Source organism: Aminobacter niigataensis, assembly GCF_946995915.1.
In the GTDB taxonomy this organism is placed as follows: domain Bacteria; phylum Pseudomonadota; class Alphaproteobacteria; order Rhizobiales; family Rhizobiaceae; genus Aminobacter; species Aminobacter niigataensis.
Genome location: NZ_OX341517.1, coordinates 662,954 through 680,638 on the forward strand (window position 1 = coordinate 662,954; position 17,685 = coordinate 680,638).

Consider the following 17,685-nt stretch of genomic DNA (forward strand, 5'->3'; position numbering starts at 1 on the left):
CAGATACCTAGCTGCTGCAAGGCATTCGGTCGGTCCAACCACATGGTGACGACAGATGAAGCCCACGCCGCGGCAGGTTGCCGAACACGCGACATTCCAGAATTTCGCGAACTGCTATGTCCGTGAAATCTCGCCCGGCAGGGTGAGCCAGCACCGGAGCGGCGCGGAGGATCCTGTCGACTGCATCGAGTGGGTTCTGGCAGCCCAGCAACTCGTGCTGCGCGCCGAGTTGGCGTCGCATTCCCGGTGCGGGCCGCACCGTTTCGGGCAGGCCTGGGTCCGCCGGGCGGCCGACGCCGGGTGGCGCCACAGCGAACCGTTCGCCGCACTGCAGCTGCTGCTGCACGAAGCCTACAGGCAATTGCACGACGAACGCAGCGACGCGATGCGCGGCTGCGAACTCGAACTGCTTGGCCGGGCGCTGCAAAGCTACCAGCAGACGCTGCGCTACATCGAAGCACATCATGCCAGAGCGGACGACGACAGCTTCATTGCCGCCGAACAATCGCTGGTGTTCGGCCACTCGCTGCACCCGACGCCGAAGAGCCGGCAAGGCATGACTTCGTGGCAGGAACCGAGCTATGCGCCCGAACTGCACGGCAGGTTCCAGCTCGTCTACTTCGCCGCGGATGCCTCGATCGTCAGCCACAAATCTGCGGCGGCGCTGTCCGCGCCGGAAATCGTCGCTTCGCTTGCAGGCCCCGGTGGACCCGAAACACAATCAGGCGAAATGCTGCTGCCGATGCACCCGCTGCAGGCCGAAGCGCTGCTGCTCGACGACGGCGTCCGCGAACTGCAGGCCGCCGGCAAGCTGAGGCTGGTGGGCAGCGCCGGCCCCGCCTTCACCGCCACGTCCTCGGTGCGCACGGTCTACAACGAAGACCTGCCGTGGATGCTCAAATTCTCCCTGCCGGTGCGCATCACCAATTCGCTCAGGGTCAACAGCCGCAAGGAACTGGAGGCCGGGGTCGCCATGGCCAAGCTGCTCGGACGGACCGGCATCGGCAGCGACGATGGCCGCTTCAAGGTGATCGCCGATCCCGCCTACATCACCTTCGATCTGCCCGGCCGCAGCGAAAGCGGCTTCGAGGTGATCCTGCGCGAAAACCCGTTCGTCGCCTGCAAGGGACGCGGCAAGATCACCATCGCAGCACTCACCGCCGAGCCGCTGCCGGGCGAACAGTCCCGACTGGAGCGGATCATCCGGGCTTTGTGCCTGCGCGATGGGACGCATCCGGAGCTGGTCTGCAAGCACTGGTTCCAGCGCTATCTCGACTGCGCGCTCGACCCGCTGGTTTCGCTCTACGACGACTTCGGCCTGGCGCTCGAGGCGCACCAGCAGAACAGCCTGCTCGACGTCAGCCAGGGCTATCCCAGCGCCAGCTACTATCGCGACAACCAGGGCTTCTACCTCTCCAAGCGCTATCGCGCCCGCTTCAGCCTGCATGTGCCTGAAGCGGCCGAGATCGCCTCGCTCTACTATGACGACCGCGACATCCAGGATCGCTTTGCCTACTACCTGATCGTCAACCAGATCTTCTCGGTCGTCGCCCGCATGGGACATGACGGCCTGATCGACGAGGAGGTCCTGCTGCGCTTGCTGCGGGACCGGCTGGAGGTGTTGTCGCGGACGACCAGCGCGGTCGGGCGCGAATTCGTCCGCGGCGTGCTCGACCGCCCGACCGTGGCCTTCAAAGCCAACCTGATGACCCGGCTGTTCGACGTCGACGAGTTGCAGACCAGCAACGAGCGCTCGCTTTACGCCCGCCAGCCCAACCCGCTCTTCGCCGCCATAACCGGCCTCTACCACGGAGACGGCAGTGCCCTTGCCTCTTGACCTTCCGGGGCGCCCGGACGAGCGCATCGTCAGGCAACTGGTCGAGGCCGTGCTGTTCGAAGAGCTTGTCGCGGCAACGATTGCCGACGACGGCGACCAGCTTGCCTTCTCATGGTCGCATGAGGGCAAGCGCTTTCGCTGCGCCGGCGTTGAAGGTGCGTTCAGCCGCATCCGGATCGCGCCGGGTTCGGTCGAGAGCGAAGATAGCGATGGCACCTGGCGCCCGGCTGCGCTGGACGAGTTGGTCGCCAGCTTGCCGGCATCCGCAGACGACAAGTGCCGGCTGCTCGGCGAGCTGCAGAGCACGCTCGCCCATTGCAGCTGGAACGACCGCAACCTGCGGCACGGCTCGCGCCGCGAACTCAGCTTCGCTGCGCTAGAAGGCGCGCTGCACGAAGGCCATGCCTACCACCCCTGCTTCAAGGCGCGGACGGGATTCAGCGAAAGCGACCACCGCGACTTCGGCCCCGAGGCCAGAAACAACTTTCAGCTTGCCTGGCTGCTGGTCAGGCGCAGTGAGGTCAGCCAGCGCCTGCCAGCAGACGAAGCCGCCTTCTGGACCGCCGAGCTCGGCGCAGGAGGCTTTGCCCAGATCGATCGGCGGCGGGCGGAGCTTGGCCTGAGCTGGGACGAGTTCGCGCTGGTGCCGCTGCATCCGTGGCAGTGGACGGCGCTCAAGGACACGCTGCTTGTGCCTTGGCTGACAGACGGAACAGCCCGTTTCGTCGGCACCGTGGGCGACCGTTACACGGCGAGCCAGTCGATCCGGACATTGCTCAATGCCGATCGACCCGATGCGGCGAACGTCAAGCTGTCGATGAACATGAGCAACTCGTCGTCGCTGCGTACGATCGAGCCGCATTCGGTGTGCACGGCGCCGGTGATATCGCGCTGGCTGGGCGACATAGTCGCCGGCGACCGGCTGTTCCAGACTGACTATCCGCTGACCGTGCTCGACGAATATGCCGGCATCATCGCCGGCCGCGACGGGAAGCTCGCCGGCCAGCTTGCCGCGATCTGGCGCCGCAGCGTCACCTCGGTGCTCAGCGAAGGTGAGCAGGCGGTGCCGTTCAACGCGCTGATGACGACCGAGCACGACAGCAAGCCGTTCATCGACGAGTGGGTCCGCCGCCACGGCTTCCGTGCCTGGCTCGGGCAGCTGCTGCAGGTCGCCATCCTGCCGGTGTGGCACCTGCTGGTCGGGCACGGCATCGCCACCGAAGCACACGGCCAGAACATGGTGCTCGTCCACCGCGACGGCTGGCCGGTCAGGCTGGTGCTGCGCGACTTCCACGACAGCGTCGAATACGTGCCCCACTTCCTGCGCGACCCCGGCAAGGTGCCCGATCTCCTGGCGCTCGACGCGGCCTACCGGGAAGCGCAGCCCGATCAGTACTACTGGATGGAAGACGTCGAGACTCTCGGCGAACTGGTGACGGACGCGCTGTTCGTCTTCAACCTGGCAGAGATTTCGCACCTGCTGCAGGCCCATTACGGGCTGCGCGAAGCCGATTTCTGGAAAATGGTTCGGCAGATGCTGGCCGACTATGCCGCCGTCCACGACCTCGACGCGCGCCAGGCCCAGCTTGGCCTCGCCCGTCCCGAGATCGCCGCCGAAGCCCTGCTTGCCCGCAAGCTCAACACCGGCCGTTCGAGCCATTTCGTGACCAACACCCTTTCCACCCCAGACGCCTGAAGGAAAATCGATGATCCAGATCGACGACAGGTATTACGACCGACAGAAGTTCGAGCAGATGGTGGCGCAGAGCGCCGACCAGGCCGGAATCAACGCCAAGGCGCGCTACGCGGTCTGCTTCTCCGATACAGCCGGCTGGCTGGCGCTGTTCTTCGCCATCCGTGACATCGGCGCCAGCGTCTTCCCTATCCATCCGGCAACGCCGCACGCCGCGGCGCGCCGGCTGGCCGTCGCCGCAGGCTGCCATGCGCTGTACTTCAACAGTCTCGAAGCAGAGACGCTGTCGACCGAGATCGAGCCGGCTTCGCAGGGCCAGCTGCTGCAGATGAGCTCCGGCACCACAGGCGCGCCGAAATGCATCGCCCGCGGCTGGGCCGAGATCGATGCGGAGGTGGCGAGCTATGTCGCGACGTTCCGCCAGCCCGACGAGATGACGCCGGTCGTCGCCTGCCCGACGACGCATTCCTACGGGCTGATCTGCGGCATACTGGTGGCGCTCAAGCGCGGCCGCACGCCGGTCATCGTCGACGCCGGCAACCCGAAATACCTGCTGCGGACGTTGCGCCACATCGAGCGGCCATTGCTCTACTCGTCGCCTGCGGTGCTGCACACGCTGGCACGCCTGATGCCCGAGGGCGAGAAGCTGCATGCGGCAATGACCTCGGGCACGGTGCTGCCCGAGCCATGGTTCGCGCGCATCCGGGCGCGGACGGCGCATCTTTTCCAGCAATATGGCTGCTCTGAAGCCGGCTGCATCGCGGTCAATCCCGACGTCACCGACGCAGCCGACATGGGCTTCGTGCTGCCGCATCACAACGTCGCCTGCAGCAACAGCGCAGTCGCACCGTCCGAGGTGGTCATCAGCGGACCCAGCGGCGAGGTCGCCACCCGCGACCTCGGCTATTTCAGGCCCGACGGCATGCTGGTGTTCGTCTCCCGGCTCGACGACACCATCAACGTTTCCGGCCTCAACGTCTATCCCAGGGAAGTCGAGGACGTGGTGATGTCGATGCCCGCCGTCACCGACGCCGTCGCCTTCCGCAAAGCGGACACGCTGGCCGGCGAGCGGGTCGGCCTGCTGTTCAGCGCCAGCGAAAGGCTGGACGGCCCAGCCGTGCGGCAATGGTGCGCCCAAAACCTCGCCAGCCACCAGCTGCCGATGGAAATCGTCCAGGTCGATGCGATCCCGCGCCAGGCCAACGGCAAGGTCAGCCGCCGCGAGGTGGCGGCGCAGCATGCCGCGGGACAGTTCACGGCATTGGCCAGGGAGGTCGCGGCATGAACACCGAACAGGTCGTCGAAGCGATCGGCACCGTGCTGCGCGATCACATGAACCATGCCCATCTCGACCGTTTCAGCCCCGAGGCGCGGCTCAACGAAGACCTTTATCTCGACTCGGTGCTGATCCTCGAGATCTTCCTCAGCCTGGAACTGGAATTCGGCCTGCCCGCGCCGGAGGAGGCGATCAACCGCCAGGACATCGAGACGGTGCGGGAACTGGCGCAGCTGTTCACCGGCGAGGCCAGTGTCCCTGCCGCGCGTCCCGAGCCGGCCGGCGAGGGCGTGCACGGCGAGGACTATATCGACATCAAGGTGCACTGCGTCGTCAGCAGCGTCTGCGACGCGCTGAAACGCTCGGGGATCGACCAGCGGCCGTTCTATTTCAGCGTCTGGGACGCCGGCTTCGCCATCACCGAGCGCTGGCAGCTGGCCTATCACGACAGGTCGATCAACCACGACTTCTTCCGCGCCTGGTACGAGCGGATCTACGGCGTGACCATGCATGAATGGTACGACCCGGAACGGTCGAAGGACCAGAACATCGTCACCATGCTCGACCTGCTCGAGCGCAAGCGCGACAGCGAATATCTGATGGTGATGCTCGACCTGTTCCACCTGCCGGAGCGGGAGAACAAGTTCAACCAGAACCCGTTCCCGCACTATCTGATGATCGAAAAGACCGGCGATCCGAAGATCTGGCAGGTCAACGACCCCGACTTCCGCTGGGAAGGCCAGATCGCCCGCGACAAGGTCATCCACGCCATCCGCCAGCCGACCGTCGGCGGCGGCTACATCTTCGACCGGCTGGAGGCGCAGAAACCCGCCGCCGCCGACTTGCGCGACTTCTTCCTCGCCTGCTACCGGCCCGACCACAATCCGCTGGTCGACGGCGTGCGTCGCATCGTTACCGCCCATCTCGAAGGCCGAGACGGGGCGGAGCTCGCCGATCTCGGCGCAGCACTTCGCGAGGTGCCCGTCATCTCGATTCGCAAATACGCCTACGAGCACGGCTTCGCCTTCTTCTGGCGCGAGATGAAGCTCGCCAATGCCGACTTCGACCACTGGTGCGACGAGATCGAGCGGGTGATCCAGGACTTCAAGGCGCTGCACTATGCCGTCATGAAGCTGGCCCAGACCGGCGACCGCAGCCTGGCCGACGACGTCTTCCGTCGGCTCGACACGCTGGACGGGCTCGAAAGGCGGATCAAGGCCAGGCTTGGTGAGGCCTTCGAGGCATGGTGCGCCATGAAAGGCATCCCCGACACCATACCCACCGAACTGCTGGGAGCAGCCGAATGAAGATCTCGCTCTGCACCATCACCTTTCGCCATCACCTCGCCTCGCTCGAGGATATCGCCAGGTGGGCCCGCGCCAACGACTTCCAGGGCATCGAGCTGTGGGGCGTGCATGCGCGCAACCTCGCCTACCAGCCTCATCGCGACGCCGACTGGCTCGCCGAGCTCGGGCTCTATGTGCCGATGGTCAGCGACTACCTGCCGCTCGACGGCGATGGCGAGGCGCTGCGAAAGAAGACCGTTGACCTGTGCCGCCTCGCCCGGCACTGGCGGGCCGGCAAGATCCGCACCTTTGCCGGCAGCCGCGGCAGCCGCGACACGCCCGCCGACGTCAGGCGCATCATCACCGCAAGGCTGCGCGAGATGTCGGAGATCGCGGCCGATTTCGGCCTCGACCTGCTGGCCGAAACGCATCCGGGCACGCTTGCCGACTGCGGCTCGTCGACGCTCCGGCTGGTTGCCGAGGTCGACCACCCGGCATTCAAGCTCAATTTCGACACGCTGCATGTCTGGGAGGGCGGGGACGACCCGGTCGCCGCCCATGCCGCGATGCGGCCGCATATCCGCCACTACCACCTCAAGAACGTGCGCTCGCGCGCCGACCTCAGGGTGTTCGAACCAGCCAATGTCTATGCCGCCGCCGGAAGCCGTGAAGGCATGACGCCGCTGTTCGACGGCAAGGTCGACTATCAGCGCTTCCTCGGCCAGCTGCGCGACGACCCGGCGGTCGAAGCCTCGCTCGAATGGTTCGGCAACGATTGCTTCAATGTCCTGCGCAGCGACCGGCAGGCAATAAAGCGCCTCAGAAGTCGGGATGACGTCTTGTTGCGCACCGGCAGCTTCTGATATGTGCCAAAGAAGAGTATTTGGCGAAGGTTTTATGAACCCAACGCCAACGGCACAGGACGGAGACACGAGATGAAGTATGTTCGGCTGCTGGCCAACCTTGCAGCTGCGCTGGCGATCGTCACCGCACCTGCCATGGCCGTGGAAATCACCACCGCGACCGGTCAAAAGACCATCGACAAGGTGCCGGCCAAGGTCGCCGTCTACGACATCGCCGCGATCGACACCCTGACCCGACTCGGCGTCCAGCCGGCAGGCGTCCCCGACAAGCTGTTCGTGCCCGAACTGGCCGATGTCGCCAATGGCGCCACGGTCGTCGGCACCCTGTTCGAGCCGGATCTCGAGGCATTGAACGCGCTTGCGCCCGATCTGGTGATCGTCGGCGGCCGTTCGTCGACGCAGGTCGAGGCGACGTCGCGCGTTGCGCCGACCATCGACATGACCATGGCTGGCGACGATCTCGTAGCCCAGGCCAAGGCGCGCCTCGCCGCCTATGGCGACCTCTTCGCCAAGCCCGACGAGGCCGCCGCCGCCGCCAAGGAGCTGGACGCCGCCGTCGAAGCCGCCAGGCAGGCCGTCAAGGGCAAGGGCAAGGCGCTGATCCTGATGACCAACGGCCCGAAGATCACCGCCTACGGCCCGGGTTCGCGCTTCGGCTGGGTGCACAAGACGCTCGACCTCGAGCCGGCCGTCGCCGATGTCGAGACGGCGACCCATGGCGAGGCGATCTCGTTCGAATTCATCAGCAAGGCCAACCCGGACTGGCTGCTCGTGCTCGACCGCGCCGCGGCCATCGGCTCGGGCGACCAGGGCGCCAAGGCCACGCTCGACAACGAACTGGTGGCGCAGACGACCGCCTGGAAGAAGGGGCAGGTGATCTTCCTGCCGTCGCCCGACTTCTACATCGCCGCAGGCGGCGTACAGTCGACGCACCGCGTCCTTTCGACCATCGAACAAGCTTTCGCCAAGGCGAAGTGATGGCCGCGGCAGTGCCCAACGCCCGGCTGGTGGTCGCCACCAGCCTCGTCGGGCTGTTTGCGCTGAGCCTGTGCATCGGCGTCGACGACCTGTCGCTGGACAGGATAGCAACCGGTGCAGGGGCGTTGCAGCTTCTGCTTGTCAGCCGCCTGCCGAGGACGGTGGCGGTGGTGCTTACCGGCGCGGGCCTGGCGATTGCCGGGCTCGTGCTGCAGATACTGGTGCGCAACCGTTTCGTCGAACCCATCACCACCGGCACGGGCCAAAGTGCCGCCCTCGGCGTGCTCGCGGTGACGCTGCTGTTTCCGACCGCCTCGATCGGGGCGAAGACCCTCGCGGCGAGTGCGACCGCGCTTGCCGGCACATCGATCTTCCTTGGCATCGCCCACCGGCTGCCGCCGACGCAGCCATTCCTCATCCCGCTGTTCGGCCTCGTCTACGGCGGCGTCATCGGGGCTGCGGTAACCTTCATCGCCTGGCAGACCGACCTGCTGCAATATGTCGACGTCTGGACCAACGGCGAATTCTCCGGCGTCCTGCGCGGCCGCTACGAGCTCTTGTGGATCACAGCGGTAATGGTGGCGCTGGCCTGGTGGGTGGCCGACCGGCTGACCATCGCCTCGATGGGCCGCGAGGTCAGCGTCGGGCTCGGCCTCAACTACCAGCGCATCGTGCAGCTCGGCCTCGTCATGGTGGCAATGATTTCGTCGCTCGCCGTCGTGGTCGTCGGCATGATCCCATTTGTCGGGCTGGTGGTGCCGAACCTCGTGTCCCGCCTGATGGGCGACAATTTGAAAAGCGCCCTGCCCTGGGTGGCGGTCACCGGCGCAACGCTGCTGCTGGCCTGCGACATCGTCGGCCGCCTCATCCGCTACCCCTATGAAATTCCCGTCGGCACTGTGCTAGGTGTCGTCGGCTCGGGGCTGTTCCTGTGGATCCTGTTCGGGCGGGCCCAGCGTGCCTGACAAGCGGCTTCTGATCCTCGCCGCCGTGGCGCTGGCCGTGGCGGCCGCCTTCATGACCGTCGGCTTGCGCGGCAATATCGGCTTTGCGCTCGAACTGCGCGCGGTGCGCCTGCTGACGCTGATCCAGGTCGGCGTGGCCATCGCGATCTCAACCGTGGTGTTTCAGACGGTGACGGCGAACCGGGTGCTGACGCCGCAGATCATGGGGCTCGACGCGCTCTACCTGTTCGGCCAGATGGCGCTGGTGCTGACGCTCGGCAGCGTCGGCTATGTCGCGCTCGACCCGCGGCTGAAATTCGCCGGCGAGTCGGTGCTGATGATGGCGATGGCGCTGATGCTGTTCCTGCCGATGCTGCGGCGGCGCTTCGACATCGGGCTGCTGCTTCTCACCGGCGTGGTGCTCGGCGTGCTGTTCCGCAGCCTCGCCATGCTGGTGGCGCGAGTGATCGACCCGAACGAATTCGCCGTCGTCCAGGGTTCGAGCTTCGCCGATTTCAACACCGTGCGACCGGATCTGGTCGCCGTCGGCCTGATCGTGACACTTGTCGCCAGCGCCATTATCTGGCGGCTGCGCCACATGCTCGACATCGTCGCGCTTGGCGCCGACAGCGCCACCGGCCTCGGCGTCGACTGGACCCGGGCGCTCGCCGGCCTGTTGCTGCTGGTCGCAGCGCTTGTGGCGGTATCGACGGCGCTGGTCGGGCCGGTGACCTTCTTCGGGCTTCTGGTCGTGGCGCTTGCCGAGCGCATCATCGACAGCCGACGCCACCGCCTGCTGCTGCCAGCCGCGATGCTGACGGCGATCATCGTGCTGCTCGGCGGCCAGATGGTGCTGCAGCACGTGCTTGGGGGTGCGGCGACACTCGGCGTCGTCATCGAATTCGTGGGGGGCCTCGTGTTCCTGGCCATGCTGATCACAACGAGCAAGCGATGATCGAGATCAAGAATGTTTCGCTGCGCCTCGGCGACACGCAAATCCTGGAGGATGTGTCGCTGACCATGCCCAAGGGCGGGCTGACGGCACTCGTCGGGCCGAACGGCGCCGGCAAGTCGAGCCTGCTGTCGCTCATCGCCCGGCTGCAGCCGCTGCAAAGCGGGTCCATCTCCGTTGACGGGCTGCCGGTGGACACGACGCCGAGCCGCCGACTGGCGAAGACGCTCGCCATCCTGCGCCAGGACCCCGCCGTGGCGAGCCGGCTCAGGGTGCGTGAACTGGTCGGCTTCGGCCGCTTTCCGCACCAGCGCGGCCGCATCGACGACAACGACCTGAGGCTAATCGAGGCGGCGTTGCAGCAATTCGGCCTGACCGACTTTGCCGACCGCTTCCTCGACCATCTCTCGGGTGGCCAGCGCCAGCGTGCCATGGTCGCCATGGCCTTCTGCCAGGGCACCGACTACATGCTGCTCGACGAGCCGCTGAACAATCTCGACATGATGTTTGCCCGCCAGCTGATGCGCGACCTGCGCGCCGCCGCCGACAAGGACAAGCGCACCGTCATCGTGGTTCTGCACGACATCAACCACGCCGCCGTCTATGCCGACCGCATCGTGGCGATGAAGGCCGGGCGCATCGTCGCCGACGGCGCCCCGGCCGAGGTGCTGCAGCCTGACGTGCTGGCCCAGGTCTTCGGCTATGACATGGACGTCATCGACGTCGGCGGCGCGCCGCTGGTGCTGCACCACCGCTAGCTAGGGTTACCGCGTTACGGGATGGAAGGCGCCGACGAGCGGCCCCTTCCATCCCTACGTTGATTCAGAACGGATAGGCCGGCGGCGTGTTGCGGATGGTCAGCCACTGCCACTGGGTGAACTCGTCGATGTTGCTGGGACCGCCGATGCTGGTGCCGTTGCCCGAGGCGCCGACGCCGCCGAAGGGGTTGATGACCTCGTCGTTGACCGTCTGGTCGTTGATGTGCAGCAGGCCGGCGCGCAGCCTGTCGCCGATGGCCATGGCGCGGCCGATGTCGGGCGAGATCACTGCGGCGGACAGGCCGTATTCCGTGCGGTTGGCGAGTTCCACCGCCTCGGCGTCGCCGCTGAAGGAGGTGATGCAGGCGACCGGGCCAAAGATCTCCTCCTCGAAGGCAGCCATGCCAGGCTTGACGCCGGCGAGCACGGACGGCGCGTAGAACAGCTTGTCATAGGTGCCGCCTGCCATCAGTCGGGCACCTTGATCGACCGAGGTTTTCACCACCCGGTCGATGTGATCGAGCTGCGCCTTGTTGATGATCGGGCCGAGCGCGACGTTGTCCGTCGCCGGATTGCCGACAGGCAGGCTCTTCGCCTTCCGTGCCAGCGCCTCGGTGAAAGCCTCCAGGATCGGCGCCTCGACCAGGATGCGGCCGGACGACATGCAGATCTGGCCCTGGTGCAACCAGGCGCCCCAGGCGGCATTCTTCACCGCCAGCTCGAGGTCCGCGTCCTTGAGGATGACGAGCGTGTTCTTGCCGCCGAGCTCCAGCGACACCTTCTTGAGATGCCGGCTGGCGTTTTCGCCGACAATGCGGCCTGCCTTGGTCGAACCGGTGAACTGGATCATCGCGATGTTCGGATCGGCGACCAGCGCGGCACCCGCGTCGCCGGCGCCCGGCAGCACGTGGATGAGGCCTTCCGGCAGGCCGGCCTTTTCGAACAGCGTGGCGAAGACCAGCCCGCCGCAGACCGCCGTGCGCGGATCTGGCTTGAGCACAACCGCATTGCCCACGGCGAGCGCCGGCGCGACGGCCCGCATGGCGAGATAGAGCGGGAAGTTGAACGGCGAGATGACGCCGACGACGCCGAGCGGACGGCGGCGGGCGAGGTTCATCCGGCCGGCTTCCGACGGCAGCACGAGGCCCTGCGGCTGCGAGGCGAGTGCGGCGGCTTCGTTCAGCGCCTTGATGCTGAGCTGCGTCTCGAACTCCGCCTTGCCGCGCGCCGAACCGCTCTCGCGGATCAGCCATTCGACCACGTCGCTGAAATGCAGCTCGAGCATACCGGCGGCCTTGCGGATGACCGCCGCCCTGGTGTCGTAGCGTGCCGCGGCCCAGTCCCGTTGGGCTTTCGCCGCAGTTTCCGAGGCCTGCGCGACGTCTGCCGGGGATGCCATGCCGATGCGGCCAAGCACGGAACCTGTCGCGGGTTCGACGATGTCGGCTGCTTGCGTCGTGCGCTGCCAGCCGCCCGAATAAATGGTCCCGTCGAGATGGTCGCCGCGGATCAGCTTCGGCTCCTGGGAAGAGACTGCCGTGTTCATCTTGTCACTCCTGGTGGTATGCGGCCACTCGGCCGTCCTGTTCGGCGACGTGGAGCCGCCGTCTTTGGAAAAGAAATTCGCGAAGCAGACTGGCCACTTCGACCGGACGCTCAATGCACGGCAGATGACCAGCGCCGGCAATCGCGCGGAAAGCCGCTGCGGGTATTCGCCGCGCCGTGTCGGCGACCAACTCAGGCGGCGTGGAAAGATCCTCGGTGCCGGCGACGACCAGCGTCGGGGCGGAGATGCCGCCGATCGCGTCAGTCAGGTCTGCATCGCGCAACGCCCTGCAGGTGTCGGCGTAGCCGGCGGCCGGCGTGCGCTCCAGCATGCGCTGCCAGCCGGCAAAGGCGTCGGGCTCGCCGTTGCGGTAGCCGGGCGAAAACCAGCGCTCCATGATCTGGTCGCCGATTGCCGCCACGCCCTGCTGCAACACAGCATCGATGCGGGCGTTCCATGCGTCCGGCGTGCCGATCCTGGCGGCCGTGTCCATCAGCACCAGCCCGGTCAACCGCGCCGGTGCGCGCACCGCGAGTTCCATTGCGATCAACCCGCCGACAGACAGGCCGCAGACGGCCGCGCTGTCCCAGCCGACGTGGTCGAGCAGGCCGATAAGGTCGTTCGCATGATCGGCGATGCCGCCGGGAGCCGGCGACACTTCGCTCAGCCCGTGGCCGCGCTTGTCATAGAACAGCAGGTCGAAATCGGCGCCGAGTTCATCGGCGACATCGTCCCAGATCGTGATGTCCGACCCGAGCGAATTGACAAAGACGATCCTCGGTCCGCCGCGGCGGCCGATACGGCGATAATGAAGGACGATGCCGTTGGTTCTGGCGAAGGACATGATGCGCGCCCTAGTGCAGGCCGAGATGGCGTTCGAGAAGCTCGGGCTGCGCCAGCAGATCGGCGGGCGTGCCGTCGAACTCGATGCCGCCCTTCGACATCACGACCATGCGGTCGGCGACCTTCGACAGGTTCTTGATGTCCTTGTCGACGACGATGGTGGCGATGCCCTCGCCGCGTATGACGGCGAGCGTCTTCCAGATCTCGTCCGCCACCAGCGGCGCCAACCCCTCCGTCGCCTCGTCGATGAGAACGATCTCCGGATTGGTCATCAGCGCCCTGCCGATGGTCAGCATCTGCTGCTCGCCGCCGGATAGCTGGTGGCCGCCATTGCCGCGGCGCTGGGCGAGGCGCGGAAACACCGACAGCACGCGGTCCAGCGTCCAGCCGCGCTTGCCGTCGCGGCCGGCGCGGGACGCCATGGTGAGGTTCTCGATCACCGTGAGCGAGCCGAAGACCCCGCGCCCCTCGGGCACGAGGGCGACGCCTGCCTGCGAAATGGTCTCCGGCTTCTTGCCGCGGATCGAGCTGCCGTTCAGGTCGATGGTTCCCTGGACGCGCGGCACCAGCCCCATCAGCGAGCGCAGCAAGGTCGTCTTGCCCATGCCGTTGCGGCCGATGAGCGCCACCTGTTCGCCGGGCTTCACGGCCAGGCTTACGCCATGAAGGATCTGGCTCGGCCCGTAGAAACTCTCCAGCCTGTCGACTGTCAGGAGCATGTTCATGCGACTTCCTCCGCTTCTCCGAGATAGGCGGCGCGCACCACCGGGTCGCGCCTGACGGCCTCGACCGTGCCGGAGGCGATGACCTTGCCGTCGGCCATGACGGTGAGCCGGTCGGCGATGGCGAAGACCGCGTCCATGTCGTGCTCGACCAAGAGAACGCCCCTGCCCGCCTTCAGCGATGCGATCAGGCCCGTCATCCGGCGCGCCTCGGCGTGCCCCATGCCGGCGAGCGGTTCGTCGAGCAGTACCAGCCGGGGCGCGGTCGCCAGCACCATGGCGACCTCGAGCTGGCGCTGCTCGCCATGGCTCATCGCCCGGGCGGGGGTGTCGGCGCGGCCTTCGAGGCCGACCTCGGCAAGCGCTGCAAGGGCCGCTTCACTTACGGCGGCACGGCGCTTGCCGTCACAGCGCATGGCAAGGGCGCCGGGCCGTGTCGCCTGGGCAGCCAGCCGGGCGTTGTCGAACACAGTACGTTCGGGAAAAATCGTCGTCTTCTGGTATGAGCGGCCGATGCCGCCCTGGCAGCGCTGGTGCGGACCGCTTGCGGTGACGTCGCGGCCGTCGAGCAGGATGGTGCCGTCGGTCGGCCTCAGGTCGCCCGACAGCAGGTTGATGAGCGTCGACTTGCCGGCGCCGTTGGGGCCGATGACGGCATGGATTTCGCCTTCCCGGACACTAAGGGAAACGTCCGAGCAGGCGGCAAGCCCGCCGAAGCGCTTGCCGAGGCCACGGGCTTCGAGGATGTCAGCCGACATTGTTCGCCTCCTTCAGCTTGAGCGCAGGCGCGCTGGCGCGCCTGCCGAGGCCGGCCAGCCGCGCGAAGTCCTGCAGGCCGCCGGGCGCAAGCAGGACGAGCGCGATGACGATCAGCCCGTAGACCAGCTTCCAATCGTCGATGAAATATTTCAGCACCTCCTCGAGCCCGGTCACGACGAAGGCACCGGCGAGCGGCCCGGCGACGCGGCGCGTGCCGCCGAGCACCACCATCACCAGGGCCGTGGCGGAGAGATGCCAGCCGAGCATCTGCGGCGCGACGAAGCCGAACTGGGCGGCCGAGAGATAGCCGGCAAGACCCGCCAGGGCTGCGGACAGCACGAAGGCAATGAGCCGGACGCGGAACACCGGGATGCCGAGCGCCAGCGCCCGCCGCTCGTTGTCGCGCGCTGCCGTCAGCGCATCGCCGAACGGCGTCGACAGCAGGTGCCGGATGAACCACCAGCAACCGGCAGTCATCAGCAAGGCCACCAGATAGAAGGTCACCGGATTGTCGAGGTCGAGGAGGATCGTCTCGCCGAACGCCAGCACCGGTTTCACATAGAGGAAGAGACCATCCGAGCCGCCACCGATCGTCGTGTCATGGAACAGGAAGAACAGCATTTCGCCGAAGGCGAGCGTGACCATGATGAAGTAGACGCCGCGCGTCCTCAGCGACAGAACGCCGATGACCAGCGCAGCGACTGCCGTGACCGCCACCGCAAGCGGCAGCGTCAGAAGCAGCGACGGTGCGTCATATTCGGGCGCCGCCAGCACGAGGACGTAGCCGGCCAGGCCGAAAAACGCGGCGTGGCAAAGGCTGACGAGACCGCCGAAGCCGACGGCGAGATTCAGCGCCATGGCAAGCGTGCCGAGGATCAGCACCTTGGCCGCGAACTGGACGTAGTAATCGGGGACCAGCGCCGGCAGCATCGCCGCCGCAACAACGGCTGCAAGCAACGCCAGATGGGTGCGTGAAGACAGGGGTTGCATCTCAGACCTCCCGCTTGCCGAGGATGCCGGTGGGGCGAACCACCAGGACCACGGCCATAAGTACGTAGACGAGGATGCCGGCCAGTTCCGGCATGAATACCTTGCCGAATGTGTCGATCAGGCCGATCAGCAGCGCGCCGATGGCCGCGCCCGGCACCGAACCGATGCCGCCCAGAACCACCACGACGAAGGACAGGATGAGCATGCCGTCGCCCATGCCGGGATAGACGGTGGAAATCGGCGCGATCACCGCACCGGCGAGTGCGGCAAGCGCAATGCCGACGGCAAACACGTAGCGGTTGACGCTGTCGAACGGGATGCCGAGCGCACGGGTCATTTCGCGGTTCTCGGCGCCGGCCCGCACGACCATGCCGATCCTGGTCCGGCGGATGACCAGGAAGATGGCAACGGCCACCGCCAGGCAAAGCAGGCTGACGGCGAGCCTGTAGACCGGATAGTTCAGCACCTCGGTCAGCGGCAGCGAACCCGAGAGCCATTCCGGCTGCGGCACCGACTGCACGTCGCGGCCGAACACCATCTGGCGCAGTTCGTCGACGACGAGGATCAGGCCGAAGCTGAGCAGCACCTGCGAGAGATGATCGCGGCCGTAGAGCCTGCGGATGAACACACTCTCCAGTGCCAGTCCGATGACGAAGCTGATGGCGAAGGCACCAACGATGCCGACGGCGAAATTACCGGTCGCCACTGTCAGCCACCAGGCGAGATAGGCGCCCAGCATATAGAACACGCCGTGCGCGAGATTGATCACTCCGAGGATGCCGAAGACCAGGGTCAGGCCGCTCGCGACGAGAAACAGCACGAGCCCATACTGGACGGCATTGAGGAGCTGGATGGCAAAAGTGCCGATATCCATGACGGTCTCCATGTCCGAAGGAGGCAAGCGGGCGCAGTTGCGCCCGCCGTTCAGGCCATGCGGCAGCCGCGCGCGGGGTCCTGCACCGCCTCGCCGGCGACCGACACCAACGCGTTGCGCCCGTCGCGGACCTCGCGGAGGTAGATGTTCTGGATCGGATTGTGCGCGGCCGAGAAGCTCAGCGGCCCGCGCGGGCTGTCGATCCGGGCACCTGCCATGGCACCGAACAGCGCCTCGCGCGCCGAAGCGTCGCCGCCGGTCGCCGTCAGCCCGGCTTCCAGCAGGGCGGCGGCGTCGAAGCCCTGGACGGCGTAGATGTCGCCCGCCTCGCCGGTCTTGGCCTGGAAGGCGGACAGGAAGGACTTGTTGGCCGGAATGTCGAGATCGTCGGCATAGTGCAGCGTAGTGCGGATGCCGGTGGCGGCATCGCCCTGCGCCTTCAGCGTGCCGTCGGTCAGGAAGCCGGTGCCGTAGAGCGGGATCTTGCCCTTGAGGCCCGCAGCGGCATAGTCGGTGACGAATTTCACCGCCCCGCCGCCGGCGAAGAAGGCGAACACCGCGTCGGGCTTCAGCGTGGCGATGCGCGTGATGAGCGCCTGGAACTCCACTTCCGGGAAAGGCACCGTCAGCGCGTCGACGACCGTGCCGCCTGCCGCCTCGAAACCTTCGGTGAAGGCACCGACCATCTGCTGGCCGGCGGTGTAGCGCCAGGTGATGGTCACGACATTGCGGTGGCCGTCGTCGTGGACGACCTTGCCCATCGGATGCGCCGGCTGCCAGTTGGAGAATGAGGTGCGGAAGATGTTTTGCGCGCAGAGCGGGCCGGTGGCTTCGTCGGCGCCGGCATTCGGGATGATCAGAGGCACGCCGGTGTCGCGCGCCACCTTCACCATCGCCATGGCGACGCCGGAATGCACGGTGCCTATGACGACGTCAGCCTTGTCGCGGCTGACCAGCCTGTTCATGTTGTCGGTCGCGGTCTCGGGCTTGGACTCGTCGTCGAGGCGGATGAACTCCACCTTGCGGCCGCCGAGCATGCCCGACTTCTGCTCGACATAGAGGCTGAAGCCGTTTTCGATGAACTGCCCGAGCTTGGCGTAGGTGCCGCTGAAGGGCAGCATCAGCCCGACCTTGAGCGGCGCGCCCTGGGCGATTGCCGGCTTGGGGAATCCGAGGGCCAGGCCCGCGGCTCCGGCTGCGGTTACGCCGAGAAAATTCCTGCGCGTCATGGCGATGGTCTGCGTCGTCGGCTTGAACTTGGTCATGTCGTACTCCTCCGTTTTATTTTTCATTGGACAGTCGTCGTGCGAGGCCTCCCCCTCGCATCAGCCTCGGCCGCTATCCGACGTGGGGACCGGGTCGCG

Annotated in this window: 16 protein-coding genes; 9 read left to right on the forward strand and 7 right to left on the reverse strand. The window is 66.6% G+C overall.

What is annotated here, in order from left to right; translation table 11 throughout:
• Positions 1-55 precede the first annotated feature (55 nt).
• The 9 genes from O1Y97_RS03070 (at position 56) to O1Y97_RS03110 (ending at position 10,587) form a co-directional block, all read left to right on the forward strand.
• Positions 56-1,837: an IucA/IucC family protein gene (locus O1Y97_RS03070; RefSeq protein ID WP_318763052.1), complete on the forward strand. Its 1,782-nt coding sequence runs from the start codon at positions 56-58 to the stop codon at positions 1,835-1,837.
• Complete coding sequence (locus tag O1Y97_RS03075) at positions 1,821-3,533, forward strand: IucA/IucC family protein (RefSeq protein WP_318763053.1); 1,713 nt, start codon at positions 1,821-1,823, stop codon at positions 3,531-3,533. The genes O1Y97_RS03070 and O1Y97_RS03075 overlap by 17 nt, the downstream gene beginning before the upstream one ends.
• Before the next feature lie 10 nt (positions 3,534-3,543).
• The gene (locus O1Y97_RS03080) at positions 3,544-4,815 is read left to right on the forward strand and encodes an AMP-binding protein (protein ID WP_318763054.1); all 1,272 of its coding nucleotides are present in this window, start codon (positions 3,544-3,546) and stop codon (positions 4,813-4,815) included.
• Entirely contained in the window at positions 4,812-6,113 is a 1,302-nt protein-coding gene (locus O1Y97_RS03085) for a DUF6005 family protein (RefSeq protein ID WP_318763055.1), read from the forward strand. Before O1Y97_RS03080 ends, O1Y97_RS03085 begins: the two co-directional genes overlap by 4 nt.
• The gene (locus O1Y97_RS03090; RefSeq protein WP_318763056.1) at positions 6,110-6,955 is read left to right on the forward strand and encodes a sugar phosphate isomerase/epimerase family protein; all 846 of its coding nucleotides are present in this window, start codon (positions 6,110-6,112) and stop codon (positions 6,953-6,955) included. The genes O1Y97_RS03085 and O1Y97_RS03090 overlap by 4 nt, the downstream gene beginning before the upstream one ends.
• Positions 6,956-7,027: 72 nt before the next feature.
• Complete coding sequence (locus O1Y97_RS03095) at positions 7,028-7,933, forward strand: siderophore ABC transporter substrate-binding protein (RefSeq protein WP_318763057.1); 906 nt, start codon at positions 7,028-7,030, stop codon at positions 7,931-7,933.
• Positions 7,933-8,898, forward strand: a complete 966-nt coding sequence (locus tag O1Y97_RS03100) for an ABC transporter permease (RefSeq protein WP_318763058.1) — start codon at positions 7,933-7,935, stop codon at positions 8,896-8,898. The genes O1Y97_RS03095 and O1Y97_RS03100 overlap by 1 nt, the downstream gene beginning before the upstream one ends.
• Positions 8,891-9,832, forward strand: coding sequence for an iron chelate uptake ABC transporter family permease subunit (locus tag O1Y97_RS03105; protein ID WP_318763059.1), 942 nt, complete (start codon positions 8,891-8,893; stop codon positions 9,830-9,832). Before O1Y97_RS03100 ends, O1Y97_RS03105 begins: the two co-directional genes overlap by 8 nt.
• Positions 9,829-10,587, forward strand: coding sequence for an iron ABC transporter ATP-binding protein (locus O1Y97_RS03110; protein ID WP_318763060.1), 759 nt, complete (start codon positions 9,829-9,831; stop codon positions 10,585-10,587). The genes O1Y97_RS03105 and O1Y97_RS03110 overlap by 4 nt, the downstream gene beginning before the upstream one ends.
• 64 nt (positions 10,588-10,651) lie before the next feature.
• Here the strand turns inward: O1Y97_RS03110 and O1Y97_RS03115 are convergent, their stop codons facing one another.
• Genes O1Y97_RS03115 through O1Y97_RS03145 form a run of 7 tightly spaced genes read right to left on the reverse strand, consistent with a single transcriptional unit; the run spans position 10,652 to position 17,586 of the window.
• Positions 10,652-12,133, reverse strand: a complete 1,482-nt coding sequence (locus O1Y97_RS03115) for a benzaldehyde dehydrogenase (RefSeq protein ID WP_318763061.1) — start codon at positions 12,131-12,133, stop codon at positions 10,652-10,654.
• A 4-nt stretch (positions 12,134-12,137) separates the two neighbouring features.
• Positions 12,138-12,977, reverse strand: coding sequence for a 3-oxoadipate enol-lactonase (gene pcaD, locus O1Y97_RS03120; protein WP_318763062.1), 840 nt, complete (start codon positions 12,975-12,977; stop codon positions 12,138-12,140).
• Between the two features lie 10 nt (positions 12,978-12,987).
• Complete coding sequence (locus tag O1Y97_RS03125) at positions 12,988-13,701, reverse strand: ABC transporter ATP-binding protein (protein WP_108605940.1); 714 nt, start codon at positions 13,699-13,701, stop codon at positions 12,988-12,990.
• Complete coding sequence (locus tag O1Y97_RS03130; RefSeq protein WP_318763063.1) at positions 13,698-14,456, reverse strand: ABC transporter ATP-binding protein; 759 nt, start codon at positions 14,454-14,456, stop codon at positions 13,698-13,700. Before O1Y97_RS03130 ends, O1Y97_RS03125 begins: the two co-directional genes overlap by 4 nt.
• Entirely contained in the window at positions 14,446-15,447 is a 1,002-nt protein-coding gene (locus tag O1Y97_RS03135) for a branched-chain amino acid ABC transporter permease (protein WP_318763064.1), read from the reverse strand. Before O1Y97_RS03135 ends, O1Y97_RS03130 begins: the two co-directional genes overlap by 11 nt.
• A gap of 1 nt (position 15,448) precedes the next feature.
• Positions 15,449-16,321 carry a branched-chain amino acid ABC transporter permease gene (locus O1Y97_RS03140; protein ID WP_318763065.1) on the reverse strand — a complete coding sequence of 291 codons (873 nt, stop codon included), beginning with the start codon at positions 16,319-16,321 and terminating at the stop codon, positions 15,449-15,451.
• Positions 16,322-16,371: 50 nt separating this feature from the next.
• Positions 16,372-17,586 carry an ABC transporter substrate-binding protein gene (locus O1Y97_RS03145; RefSeq protein WP_318763066.1) on the reverse strand — a complete coding sequence of 405 codons (1,215 nt, stop codon included), beginning with the start codon at positions 17,584-17,586 and terminating at the stop codon, positions 16,372-16,374.
• Between the last annotated feature and the right edge of the window lie 99 nt (positions 17,587-17,685).